Source organism: Rouxiella chamberiensis (assembly GCF_026967475.1).
GTDB lineage: Bacteria > Pseudomonadota > Gammaproteobacteria > Enterobacterales > Enterobacteriaceae > Rouxiella > Rouxiella chamberiensis.
Window position 1 is genome coordinate 2,200,130 of sequence record NZ_CP114058.1, and the last position, 12,899, is coordinate 2,213,028.

10 protein-coding genes and 2 pseudogenes are annotated in these 12,899 nt (G+C 55.0%); 7 read left to right on the forward strand and 5 right to left on the reverse strand.

Going from position 1 to position 12,899, the window contains the following annotated elements; translation table 11 throughout:
- Positions 1 to 295: 295 nt before the first annotated feature.
- Positions 296 to 526, forward strand: a complete 231-nt coding sequence (locus O1V66_RS10165; protein ID WP_045046530.1) for a DNA polymerase III subunit theta — start codon at positions 296 to 298, stop codon at positions 524 to 526.
- A 42-nt stretch (positions 527 to 568) separates the two neighbouring features.
- On the opposite strand, the pseudogene pip reads toward O1V66_RS10165, so the two are convergent.
- Positions 569 to 1,523 (reverse strand): annotated as a pseudogene (pip, locus tag O1V66_RS10170) (prolyl aminopeptidase).
- A gap of 491 nt (positions 1,524 to 2,014) precedes the next feature.
- Here pip and O1V66_RS10175 point away from each other — a divergent pair.
- Entirely contained in the window at positions 2,015 to 2,779 is a 765-nt protein-coding gene (locus tag O1V66_RS10175; RefSeq protein ID WP_045046528.1) for a carbon-nitrogen hydrolase family protein, read from the forward strand.
- 20 nt (positions 2,780 to 2,799) lie between these two features.
- On the forward strand, positions 2,800 to 3,465 hold the full coding sequence (gene exoX, locus O1V66_RS10180) for an exodeoxyribonuclease X (protein WP_045046527.1): 666 nt from the start codon (positions 2,800 to 2,802) through the stop codon (positions 3,463 to 3,465).
- A 120-nt stretch (positions 3,466 to 3,585) separates the two neighbouring features.
- Here exoX and O1V66_RS10185 read toward each other — a convergent pair whose 3' ends face one another.
- From O1V66_RS10185 to cspE, 3 genes are all read right to left on the reverse strand, one after another.
- On the reverse strand, positions 3,586 to 5,619 hold the full coding sequence (locus O1V66_RS10185; protein WP_269128301.1) for a S9 family peptidase: 2,034 nt from the start codon (positions 5,617 to 5,619) through the stop codon (positions 3,586 to 3,588).
- A gap of 53 nt (positions 5,620 to 5,672) precedes the next feature.
- The gene (gene dbpA, locus O1V66_RS10190) at positions 5,673 to 7,055 is read right to left on the reverse strand and encodes an ATP-dependent RNA helicase DbpA (RefSeq protein WP_045046525.1); all 1,383 of its coding nucleotides are present in this window, start codon (positions 7,053 to 7,055) and stop codon (positions 5,673 to 5,675) included.
- 231 nt (positions 7,056 to 7,286) lie between these two features.
- The gene (gene cspE, locus O1V66_RS10195; protein ID WP_009635825.1) at positions 7,287 to 7,496 is read right to left on the reverse strand and encodes a transcription antiterminator/RNA stability regulator CspE; all 210 of its coding nucleotides are present in this window, start codon (positions 7,494 to 7,496) and stop codon (positions 7,287 to 7,289) included.
- A gap of 247 nt (positions 7,497 to 7,743) precedes the next feature.
- Here cspE and purT point away from each other — a divergent pair, with 247 nt between their 5' ends.
- Entirely contained in the window at positions 7,744 to 8,922 is a 1,179-nt protein-coding gene (purT, locus tag O1V66_RS10200) for a formate-dependent phosphoribosylglycinamide formyltransferase (protein WP_045046524.1), read from the forward strand.
- A gap of 83 nt (positions 8,923 to 9,005) precedes the next feature.
- On the opposite strand, the gene O1V66_RS10205 is transcribed toward purT, so the two are convergent.
- The gene (locus tag O1V66_RS10205) at positions 9,006 to 9,188 is read right to left on the reverse strand and encodes a YoaH family protein (RefSeq protein WP_045046523.1); all 183 of its coding nucleotides are present in this window, start codon (positions 9,186 to 9,188) and stop codon (positions 9,006 to 9,008) included.
- A 166-nt stretch (positions 9,189 to 9,354) separates the two neighbouring features.
- Here O1V66_RS10205 and pabB point away from each other — a divergent pair, with 166 nt between their 5' ends.
- From pabB to O1V66_RS10220, 3 genes and pseudogenes are all read left to right on the forward strand, one after another.
- Positions 9,355 to 10,737 (forward strand): aminodeoxychorismate synthase component 1, encoded by a 1,383-nt coding sequence (gene pabB / locus O1V66_RS10210; protein WP_045046522.1) that lies wholly within the window; start codon positions 9,355 to 9,357, stop codon positions 10,735 to 10,737.
- A complete protein-coding gene (locus O1V66_RS10215) occupies positions 10,734 to 11,324 on the forward strand; it encodes a CoA pyrophosphatase (protein WP_045046521.1) in 591 nt (196 codons plus the stop codon). The genes pabB and O1V66_RS10215 overlap by 4 nt, the downstream gene beginning before the upstream one ends.
- A 197-nt stretch (positions 11,325 to 11,521) precedes the next feature.
- Positions 11,522 to 12,885 (forward strand): annotated as a pseudogene (locus O1V66_RS10220) (L-serine ammonia-lyase).
- Positions 12,886 to 12,899 lie beyond the last annotated feature (14 nt).

Below are 12,899 nucleotides of genomic sequence, written 5' to 3' on the forward strand. Positions count from 1 at the left end.
ATTAAATAATTTAAGTTATTGATTTAAATGAATTAAAAAAATCATAAGAAATAAGAATCATATTGTTATTGAGAATTATTCAAGCCTTTTGCGGTGAATAAAAAGAATCATTCTTATTACGATTATATTTAATTGCACATAAAATGAAGCCAATTAATAAATAATCCACAACGGAAATATAAATGATTATTCATCTCATTTAGATTGAGCCACTTGCCCCTACGCTCGCGCAAAGCATTCACCTCGGCGCTGCGCTCGCGTACAATGTGCGCCATTACCTTGCAGGAAGATAAAGATGAATCGAAATCTGGCTGAAATCAGCAAAGAAGAGATGGACAAGATTAACGTGGATCTGGCCGCCTCCGCCGTGGCGTTCAAAGAGCGCTACAACATGCCGGTGGTGTCTGAAATCGTGGAACGTGAGCAGCCTGCGCATCTGCGCGACTATTTTCGCGAGCGCGTGGCGTTTTATCGGGTGGAATCACATAAATACTCCCGCCTGCCTTATGAACCGAAGCAGCGATAATTCGCCTCTTCAAACAGAAAGCAGACAGGATTAAACGGACAATCAGCGACGCGCGAATTTCTGGTTGGCGCGGATCAACTGGTCAAGAATGCCGGGTTCGTTAAATGAGTGCCCTGCCCCTTCAATGATATGCAACTCGGCTTCGGGCCAGGCATTGGCCAGATCCCAGGCGTTTCTGCACCTGACAGGCCATGTCGTAACGACCATGCACAATGACGGCCGGAATATGACGGATTTTCTCGACGTCGCGCAGCAGTTGATCGTCGGTTTCCATAAAGCCCAAATGGGTGAAGTAGTGGTTTTCGATACGGGCAAACGCCAGCGCGAAATCCTCTTCGCCGAACGAGGCGGAATCCTCTGTGGGCAGCAGCGTAACAGTCTCGCCTTCCCACAGACTCCAGACTTTGGCGGCTTCGAGCTGTACTTCTCTGTCTTCGCTGGTCAACCGCGCGCGATAGGAGGCAATCACGTCTTTGCGCTCTTCTTTCGAAAGAATCGACAACACGCGTTGCCATTTCTCGGGGAAGAAACGTGAGGCGCCTTCCTGGTAATACCACAGCAGTTCCTGCTTTCTGATGGTAAAGATGCCGCGCAACACCATTTCGCTCACGCGATCCGGATGTTTCTGGGCATAGGCCAGCGCAAGTGTCGATCCCCATGAACCTCCAAACACCAGCCATTTTTCGACACCGGCCATTTCGCGCAGACGTTCGATATCGGCCACCAAATCCCAGGTGGTGTTATTTTCGAGACTGGCGTGCGGCAGTGAGCGCCCGCAACCGCGCTGGTCGAAAAGCATGACGTCATAGTCATTGGGGTCGAACAACTGCCGATGCACGGAAGAGCATCCGCCGCCCGGACCGCCATGCAGAAAGACCGCCGGTTTTCCTTTGGGATTTCCGCTGCGTTCCCAGTAAATCTGATGACCGTCGCCGGTATCCAGCAATCCACTGGCGTATGCTTCCCGAGGTAAATACAACCCTTTCAATCTAGGCATGACATTTCCTGTTATGTTTTCATTCCAGTGTATTGATTTGCTTGCTGGTCTTAATAACAGCGTATCCGGCGTGAGGGGTCAATCACCTTGCTTCTTTCAGGCGTAAAAAAGACGGTGTTTTTCGACTGACAGCACAGTAAATCGGCGACACTGCGCAGATAATCAGCAGTTCGGCTTTTCATGCGTGTAACCCGTGAAGGGCCGGTATCGGGGATTGCCTAAATATTCGCAGTCCCCTCTTGCAACTTGCCGCAAATAGGCAGTAAATAGCAGAGCAACCCATCCAACCCGCTTTAGAGAGGCCGATATGAGTAAAGGAATGGATAGCAAAAAAAATGCGAAGAAAAAGCCGCTGAAAACGCCAGCCGAAAAAAGGCTGAAAAACGCGCGAAAAAGGCTTCTGCGTAATCCCTGACTTCGTATCAAGATAAACCCGCCATTGCGGGTTTTTTTGTTAATTGGCCTTTGTTGAAACCACCCGAGAACATTGAATGCGTGACTTTACTCTTGCTGCGGCGCAGATCTCCTGCCTGGCCGGCAATATCGAAGTAAACATCGAACGTCACGCGCAAGCCGTGGCGCAGGCTGCGAAAAGCGACGTCGATCTGCTAATATTCCCCGAGCTTTCCCTGACAGGTTACGAACTGGAACTTGCCCGAAAACTCGGACTGACTTTACAGGACCCCAGACTTGAAATTCTGCGCAGTCAGGCCAAGATCCACAATATGACTATCGTGGTAGGCGCGCCGTTAGGGTGTACCGATGGCGATGCGCTGTATATCGGCGCGGTGGTGTTCTCCCCCGACGGCACGTTGTATTCCTATACCAAGCAATATCTGCACGCCGATGAAGACGCGTTCTTCACACCCGGTCAGGGCGGTCCTCAACTCAGCGTGGCGGATAAAACGCTCGGAATAGCAATTTGCGCCGACATCGCAGAGCCTTCGCATCCGCAATATGCCGCCGACCACGGCGCAGATATCTATGCCGCCGGGGTGTTAATCTCCAAACCCGGTTATGACAAAGACAGCAGCATGATGCGCGGATATGCCGAGATGCATGGCATGACGGTCGTGATGGCCAACCACTGCGCCCCAACCGGCGGCTGGTCACCGGCAGGCAAAAGCGTTATCTGGTCCGAACTCGGCCATGTGATTGCCGTCGGGCCGGAAGACAAAGACGCGATTGTTATCGCCAGACAAACTCACAACGGCTGGCAGGGACACGTCGAGCTGTTAAGCTATCAGGGAACCTAGACTATCAGGAGCAAAGCAACATGACTTTCAGGGTGATTGATACAGAAACCTGTGGCTTCGACGGCGGCGTGGTAGAGATAGCCTCGGTCGATGTGGTCGACGGCATCATCACTCAGCCGATGAGCGATCTGGTGTGTCCGGATAGGCCGATTAGCCCGCAGGCCATGGCCATTCATCGTATTACCGAAGAGATGGTGGAAGATAAGCCCCGCATCGCCGTGGCGGTCAGGCGGTATCAAAATCATCCGTTTTATGTGGCGCACAACGCCGCCTTTGACCGCAAGATGCTGCCCGAAATGAACGGCCAATGGATTTGCACCGTCAAGCTGTCGCGCGAACTGTTTCCGAATCAGCCGAGCTACAGCCTGCAAAACCTGCGCAAGAGCCTGAATCTCGACACCCATCCGCCGCAGGATTTACACGCGCACCGCGCCTTGTATGACTGTTATGTCACGGCCGCCTTGTTGCAGCGTATTCTGCAAGAGTCCGACTGGACACCGGAAGAGATGGTGGCGATTGCCGAACGCCCTACGCTGCTGCGTACGTTAAAGTTTGGCAAGTATCGCGGACAAAAGATTGCCGAAGTGGCGTTGCAGGATCCCGGGTATCTTCGCTGGATGCTGCGTTCAGTCACCAGCCTGAGTGCCGATATGAAGTACAGTTTGCAGTATTTCCTGCAAAACTGACGTTTCAGCCGAAGGGTTTTTCGTGTGAAGAAAGAGGCGGCCTTGACCGCCTCTTATTATTGCCGATTTACTCTGATATTTCTCTGATTTTTTGATGAGAATACTGAGTAAAACCTGAGTTTACTGACTCAGGGCAATGACGAAGGCGTATTCCATCGCGATATCTTCATAGGCCTTGAAGCGCCCCGATTTACCGCCATGCCCCGAATCCATGTCGGTATACATCAGCAACTGGCGATCGTCGGTTTTCGGTTCTCGCAGTTTTGCCACCCACTTTGCCGGTTCCCAGTATTGCACCTGAGAATCATGCAGGCCGGTCGTGACCAGCATATGCGGATAATTCTGCGCCTTGACCTGATCATACGGGCTGTATTGCAGAATATAGTCGTAATAGGCCTTGTCGTTGGGATTGCCCCACTCGTCATATTCGCCGGTAGTCAGCGGGATAGACTCGTCGAGCATGGTGGTAACCACATCGACAAACGGGACCTGCGCCACTACGGCGTGATACAAATCCGGGGCCTGATTGATGACAGCCCCCATCAGCAAGCCGCCCGCACTGCCGCCCATGGCGAACACTTTATCTTTGTCGCCATACTGCTGCGCAACCAGTTCATGGGTGACATCCACGAAATCGTGGAAGGTGTTCATCTTGTTGAACAGCTTGCCGTCGTCATACCACTGCTGACCCAAATCGGCCCCGCCGCGAATATGCGCCAGCGCAAACACGAAACCGCGATCCAGCAGGCTGAGACGGCTGCCGCTAAAGCCCGGATCCATGCTGCTGCCATAGGATCCGTAAGCATAGATCATCAGCGGATTGTGCCCGGCCTTGAACATATCGTGACGATAGACCAGTGAAACCGGCACTTTTACGCCGTCGCGCGCGGTCACCCATACGCGCTCGCTACGATAGTTTTTAGCGTCGAAATCTTTAACTTCCTGCTGTTTCAGAAGCTTACGTTCGCCGGTGTCGAGATCCAGCTCAAACAGCGAGCTGGCGGTGGTCATGGAGGAATAGCCATAGCGCAGCAGCGAAGTATCCGGGTCGGGATTGAACGACAGCCAGGTGACATAGGTTGGATCGTCAAATTTCAGCGATTTTTCTTCGCCCGTCTGCCAGTGGATCTGGCGCAGATGGGTCAATCCGTCCTGACGCTCTTCGATAACCAGCCAGTCGCGGAACAGGCTAAAGCCTTCGAGCATGACGTCGTCGCGCGCGGCAATCAGCGTCTGCCAGCTTGCCTCTTCGGCGCTTTCGCTTTTATAGAGGCCAAAGTTCTTGCCGTCTTTGTTCGAGCGAATATAGAAATGCCCCTGATAATGGTCGAGCGCGTATTCATGGTCTTTTCTGCGCGACAGGAACATTTTCGGTTCGGCCAGCGGGTTGTCAGCATCCAGCAGCAGGCACTCCGAAGTCGTGGTGCTGTCGAGATGAATAAGGATAAAACGTTCCGACGTGGTTTTGTCGAGGCCGACGTAAAAAGTGTCGTCCTTCTCTTCGTAAATCAGAACGTCATTGGCCGGATCGGTGCCGACTTCATGGCGATAAACCTGATAAGGCAGCAACGTCGTCTTATGTTTTCGTACATAAAAAATCGTTTTCGAGTCGTTGGCCCACTCGGCGCTTCCTGAGGTATTACTCAGAACTTCTTCAGACCAACTCCCGTCAACCAGGTTTTTCACACGAATATCATACTGACGACGCGACAGGAAATCTTCCGCCACCAGCAGGCGCTGGTTATCGGGGCTGACATCCAGCCCGCCCAGCGTGTAGAACTCGCGGTCGGCGGCGCGTTCGTTGCCGTCAATCAGTGTCTGCCATTCCTCGGTGGCTTCGGCAGGCTGGCGCAGATAAATCGCGTATTCGTTGCCCGGTTCGTAGCGCGTCTGATAACGATAGCCGTGCCTGACATAAGGCACGGAGTGATCCTGCTGCGGAATACGGCCGACCATCTCCTGATACAGCGCTTCACGCAGCGCCTGATGCGGCTTCATGGCCTGCTCGGTCCAGCGGTTTTCGGCCTGCAGATAGTTCAGCACATCTTCATCGCTGCGCTCGTCATCGCGCAGCCAATAGTAGTCGTCCACGCGCGTATCGCCGTGCGTGGTGATCGGGTAAGGACGTTTTTCTGCCTTTGGAGGTGTCATCATTATTCGGTCTCTCTCCTCTCGAGGTGTAGAAGCAAAGGTCGGGACGCCAGCAATCAGCGCATCAACATCGCTTTGCAGTTTTTGCCCTTGATTTTGCCCTCCTGCAAACGTTGCAACGCCTTCTTGGCGCTATTTTTACGAATGGCAACGTAGGCATGGATAGGGAACATATCGATTTTACCGACTTCGGCGGCGGTGAGCCCTGCTTCGCCGGTCAGTGCGCCCAGAATATCGCCCGGACGGATTTTGGCTTTACGGCCACCGTCGATGCACAGTGTCAGCATTTCCGGCTCGAGCGTCACCGCCGGGGCCGAGAGGCTCTGCGAGGCAGGCTGCCATTTGAATTTCTTGTTGGTGTAGTCTTCGAGCGCGTGAACGCGGGTCATTTCCTGCGGCGCAACCAGGCTTACCGCCACTCCGCTCGTGCCCGCACGACCGGTACGGCCCACGCGGTGCACGTGGACTTCAGGGTCAAAGGACAGCTCGTAGTTGATAACCAGGCCCAGCTGTTTGATGTCCAGACCGCGGGCGGCAACATCGGTCGCGACCAGTACGCGGCAACTGCCGTTCGAGAACCGGACCAGTACGCGGTCGCGGTCGCGCTGTTCGAGATCGCCATTCAGCGCCAGCACGGAGATGCCCTTTTTCGACAGCGTGTCGGCAATTTCCTGACAGTCGCGTTTGGTATTGCAGAACACGACACAGGAGGTCGGCTGATGCTGATACAGCACCGCAGCCAGCAGCGACAGACGGCTGTGGCGATCGGCTTCGATGAAAATCTGTTCGATGTCGGCGACGTCTTCCCCGCCTTCGATTTCCACATTGAGCGGCTGACGCTGGAACTTGCCGCTGATGCGCTCGATGCCTTCCGGGTAGGTCGCGGAGAACAGCAGGGTCTGGCGCGTTGGCGGCGTATAGCTCACGACGTCTTCGATGTCTTCGCTAAAGCCCATGTCTAGCATGCGGTCGGCTTCGTCGAGCACCAGCACTTTCAGGCTGTCGAGTTTCAGCGTGCCCTTGCGCAGGTGCTCCTGGATACGGCCCGGCGTTCCGACCACGATATGCGGCTGACGCACCAGCGAATCAAGCTGTGGGGAAATAGGCTGGCCGCCGCAGAGGGTCAGGATCTTGATGTTTTGGGTGAAGCGCGCCAGACGACGCAGCTCTTTACTGACCTGATCCGCCAGTTCGCGGGTCGGGCACAGCACCAGCGTCTGACACACGAACTCGCTGACGGTGATTTTATCCAGCAGACCAATGCCGAAGGCGGCGGTCTTGCCGCTGCCGGTCTTGGCTTTGGCGCGTACGTCCTGCCCAAGCAGAATGGCAGGCAGCGCGGCTTCCTGAATCGGCGTCATCTGGGTGTAACCCAGCTCTTCGAGGTTGGCAAGTTGTTCAGATGGCAAAGTCAGGGTAGAAAAAGAATGCGTGCTCAAGGCGATAACTCTTATGTAAGACGAATAAAACGAAACGGCGCAAGACGGTCGGCGCCCTGTAATAAGGTGAATAATAACAGAGAAGGGCAAACCGCGCCTTAGCGCTCTACGCTACGCGCTAAAAAACCGGGAAAGGAGAAACGGCAGACACAAAAAAACCCGCAACGCAGGCGGGTTTTAGAAAAACGTTATCTACTCATTAGTGTCTGACTTAATAAGCCAGAAAACTGATTACAGCGCGATGACGTTGGCAGCAGACGGGCCGCGTGGGCTGTCCTGGATGGTGAACTCAACGTTCTGACCTTCAGCCAGAGTTTTGAAGCCATCGCTGTTGATTGCGGAAAAATGTACGAAAACGTCTTTGGAACCATCAGCAGGGGTGATGAAACCGAAGCCCTTGCTTTCGTTGAACCATTTTACCTGACCAGTTAACTTGCTCATTATACTATCCTTTACTATTAAAAAAGCACCCGCCTCGATCGCGAATGCCCGACTATTAACGCATATTCGGCGGCCGCACGCAAATGCAGACTGGCCTGCGCAATCGTTTTCGTAGCTGGCAATTTTCCTATATAATACCGCCAATTAATTTCGGCACGCCTTCAGAACGACTTTCGACAAGGTTAAAACCGCCAACACAATTCATTATCCACGTCGGTATTGCCGACAAAGAATTAGGTATCCCGCTATGTTAACTCTTGGAACTGCACTGCGAACCGACGCGACCCGCGTCATGTTATTAGGCTCCGGCGAACTGGGCAAAGAAGTGGCTATCGAATGCCAACGTCTGGGTCTGGAAGTGATCGCCGTCGATCGCTATGCCGACGCGCCCGCAATGCAGGTTGCCCACCGCAGTCACGTCATCAATATGCTCGACGGTGATGCGCTGAAGCAGCTTATCGAAAGTGAACGCCCTGATTTTATCGTGCCGGAAATCGAAGCGATCGCCACCAGCATGCTGGTCGAACTGGAAAAACAGGGCCACAACGTGGTGCCTTGCGCCGAAGCCACTCGCCTCACAATGAACCGCGAAGGCATTCGCCGTCTGGCCGCCGAAACGTTGCAATTACCGACGTCTACCTACCGTTTCGCCGATGATGAAGCCAGTTTCAGGCAGGCGGTGCTGGAAATCGGTTATCCGTGCATCATCAAGCCGGTGATGAGCTCGTCCGGCAAGGGTCAGAGCCTTATCCGCAGCGAAGAAACGTTGCAGGCCGCGTGGGATTATGCGCAGCTCGGCGGACGTGCCGGTGGCGGTCGCGTCATTGTCGAAGGGTTGGTGAAATTTGATTTCGAGATTACGCTGCTGACCATCAGCGCCGTTGACGGCATCCATTTCTGCGCGCCTATCGGGCACCGTCAGGAAGACGGCGATTACCGCGAATCCTGGCAGCCGCAGCAGATGAGTGAGCTGGCGCTTGAGCGGGCCAAAGACATTGCCAGCAAAGTAGTCAAGGCGCTCGGCGGTCACGGTCTGTTTGGTGTTGAACTGTTTGTCTGCGGTGACGACGTGGTGTTCAGCGAAGTTTCCCCTCGCCCGCACGATACCGGCATGGTGACGCTGATTTCTCAGGATCTGTCGGAATTTGCGCTGCACGTGCGTGCTTTCCTGGGTCTGCCCATCGGCACCATTCGCCAGTTCGGCCCTTCAGCTTCTGCCGTTATCCTGCCGGAACTGACCAGCAACAACGTCAGCTTTAGCGGTCTGGAGCATGCACTGGTGGGTTCCAATCAGGTGCGTCTGTTCGGCAAACCGGAAATCAGCGGCAAGCGTCGTCTGGGTGTTGCGCTGTCGATTGGCGAAACGATTGAACAGGCCGTTGAAACGGCTATCAGGGCGGCGGCGGCCGTTGTGGTGAAAGGCTGATTAGTTAAGGCTCCAAGCTCATTAAAACTGGCCGTTGCGCGGGGTAAAATGTGCGTGCAACGGCGGTTTCAACGCGAAGGGATTTATTCGTCGTCTTCGTCATCAAAGATAACGGTCACGCGATCGCCTTTATGCGTCTCGCGAATTTCGGCAGCCACCACGGCGATCGCCTGACCGCTGCTCATCCCCTCCTGCATTAACTGATGGATTCGTTCTGCGGCATCTTGCTGCTCTGTGTGTGAAAGTGAAGGCATACCGGTGAGCATGAGAAAATTCCTGTCATCATTTAACGTGAGTGGTGCGAATCAAGCAGGCTATTATACGCCTTAATCTGCCAATGACCTACCCCGGCAAATATATGCTAGGATCGCGCGGTCAGGAACAGCCGTAACGTCGTGTCAGCCACTCAGGTGTCAGGAAGCCAGTCGAATTATGTCAGCCGCAAAATCCCTTGAAATAAAAGAATTACCTTATCAGCCCGATGCCTTGCTGACCCGCTTTGCGCCGTTGGCTTCCCTGCCGTGGGCGATGCTGCTGCATTCGGGATCGGCGCAGCATGCGCATAATCGCTTCGATATTCTGGTGGCCGATCCGCGCATAACCCTGACAACACGGGGTCACCTGACAGAAATCACGCGGCAGAATGGCCAAACGGATGTCCTGAGCGATGACCCTTTCCTTTTATTGCAGCGCGAGCTGGAAAACAGCGGGCTGCATGCAGAGGTGAATCCGGCGCTGCCGTTCCAGGGCGGCGCTCTGGGCCTGCTGGGTTATGATCTTGGTCGTTCGATAGAAAAGCTTCCCGCGTGGGCGGAGCATGATATTGCGCTGCCGGACATGGCGATGGGCATCTATGACTGGGCGCTTGTCGCCGACCATCATCTCGAGCGGCTTACGCTTGTGGCGCATGGCGATATTCAGGCGCGGCTCGACTGGCTGGCGCAGCATCAACAGGTTGCGCCTAGCACGCCATTCACCCTGCAATCCGGCTGGCGCGCCAATATGACCCGCGAAGCCTACGGGCAAAAATTTCGCAAGGTGCAGGCGTATCTGCACAGCGGCGACTGTTATCAAATCAATCTGGCGCAGCGTTTCGACGCCGATTATCAGGGTGATGAATGGCAGGCGTTTCTGCGCCTGAATCATGCCAACCGCGCGCCCTTCTCGGCCTTTCTCCGCCTGCCGGAAAACGCCGTGCTGAGCCTCTCGCCCGAACGTTTTATCTGGCTTGAAGAGGACCGCATCCAGACGCGCCCGATAAAGGGCACTCTGCCCCGCAGTGCCGATCCCGACACGGATCAACAACGGGCAAGACAGCTGGCGGAATCGGAGAAGGACCGCTCGGAAAACCTGATGATCGTTGACCTGCTGCGCAACGACATCGGCCGCGTGGCGATTCCGGGCAGCGTCAAGGTGCCGGAACTCTTTGTGGTCGAGCCTTTTCCTGCCGTGCATCATCTGGTCAGCACCATTACGGCGCGATTGCCGCAAAGCTGTCATCCGGCCGAACTCCTGCGCGCCTGCTTTCCGGGCGGCTCGATTACCGGTGCGCCAAAAATTCGCGCGATGCAGATTATTGAAGAGCTGGAACCGCAGCGTCGCAACGGCTATTGCGGCAGTATTGCCTATATCAGTTGCTGCGGCACAATGGACAGCAACATCACCATTCGTACCTTACTGACCGAGCAGGGAAGAATCTTCTGCTGGGCCGGTGGCGGGATTGTCGCCGACAGCCGCGAGCAGGCCGAATATCAGGAAACCTTCGACAAGGTGGCGCGTATTCTGCCGCCGCTGGGTGAGGAAGCAATGCCATGAGCCAGCCTCTTGCCTTGGCCCTGCCAAGCGCCGTCGAAGACTTTGTGCGCCGTTTTCAGCTGCACCTGCCGACCACGCCACCTCGCAAGGCCACCGGAAAACGTCGGGCGGCGGTGTTGGTGCCGATTATCTGCCGCGAAGAACCCACCCTGCTGCTGACCCGCCGTTCCGACCAGTTGCGTAAACATCCGGGTCAGGTGGCCTTTCCGGGCGGAAAGGCGGATGATTCCGACCCGTCGCTGGTCTTTACCGCGCTGCGCGAAGCCTATGAAGAAGTCGCCATTCCGCCCTCGTCGGTCAGAGTGCTGGGCCAACTGAACCCCGTCGACAGCAGCACCGGTTTTCAGGTCACGCCCATCGTCGGGCTTATTCCGGTCGATGTGCCGCTGCATCCCAATGAAGATGAGGTCGCGGAACTGTTTGAAATCCCGCTGCACGACGCGCTGAACTTCTCGCGTTATCATCCGCTGGATATTCACCGGGCGGGTTTGCGCCGTCGTGTTTATCTTTCCTGGTACGAAGAGCAGTTTGTCTGGGGAATGACCGCCGGAATAATTCTCCAGCTTGCCAGACAGATAGGCGAGTAGTCTTTGGTTTATTGCCGTTTCCCACCCCATCTCACACTAATGCGATAAATTACTTTTTTTCATGCGAAAAGCGCTGCGTTCTTTGTCACACCCTTTTACACTATACCTCTAACAACCGAACAATAAATAAGCAAAATTTGGGCGAAAGCGGCCATCCAATCTTTTTCCCCGCCGCGTTGCCTTACCAGGAGTGTTAAGTGATCAGTGTATTCGACATGTTCAAAGTAGGGATTGGCCCTTCCAGTTCCCATACGCTCGGCCCCATGAAAGCGGGCAAACAATTTGCCGATGACCTGCTGGAAAAAACCTGCTGCCCGACGTGACCCGCATTTCGGTCGATGTCTATGGCTCATTGTCTCTGACCGGCAAAGGTCACCACACCGATGTCGCCATTATTCTCGGCCTGGCAGGGAATAAACCCGATACCGTCGACATCGACGCCATTCCGCACTTTATCAAGGATGTCGAGCAGCGCCAGCGCCTGCCGATTGGCGATACCCATCACGAGGTCGATTTTCCGCGTGATACCGGAATGGTATTCCGGGGCGAAAATCTGCCGCGCCATGAAAACGGCATGCAGATCCACGCCTACGTAGGCGAACAGCTTATTTACAGCAAAACCTATTATTCCGTCGGCGGGGGTTTTATCGTCGATGACGAACATTTCGGGCAGCCGGTGCTGGATCAGGTCGATGTGCCCTATGCCTTTAATTCCGCCACCGAAATGCTGCAAAAATGCCATGAAACCGGCCTTTCGCTGTCCGGCCTGATGATGAAAAACGAATTGGCGCAGCACAGCAAAGCCGAGATCGACCAGTATTTCGAGGCGATTTGGCACACCATGCAGGCCTGTATCGACAGAGGGTTGAATACCGAAGGCGTGCTGCCCGGTCCGTTGCGCGTGCCGCGTCGTGCCTCCGCGCTGCGCCGGATGCTGGTTTCCAATGACAAGCTTTCCAATGACCCGATGCACGTCATTGACTGGGTCAATATGTTCGCGCTGGCGGTCAATGAAGAAAACGCTGCCGGTGGACGCGTGGTCACAGCGCCGACCAACGGCGCCTGCGGCATCGTGCCTGCGGTACTCGCCTATTACGACAAGTTTATCGAACCCGTCAGCGCCGATATTTACCAGCGCTATTTCCTGACCTCGGGCGCTATCGGCATCCTTTACAAGATGAACGCCTCGATTTCCGGCGCGGAAGTCGGTTGTCAGGGTGAAGTCGGCGTGGCCTGCTCAATGGCGGCGGCCGGATTAACCGAATTGATGGGCGGCAGTCCCGAGCAAGTCTGTGTCGCTGCCGAAATCGGCATGGAACACAATCTGGGCCTGACCTGTGACCCCGTTGCCGGTCAGGTTCAGGTGCCGTGCATCGAGCGTAACGCCATTGCCTCGGTCAAGGCGATCAACTCTGCGCGCATGGCCCTGCGCCGCACCAGCGCGCCACGCGTGTCGCTGGATAAAGTCATCGAAACCATGTACGAAACCGGTAAAGACATGAATTCCAAATACCGCGAAACTTCGCGCGGCGGGTTGGCAATCAAAGTGCAGTGTGATTAACGGCTTGGCCGTGT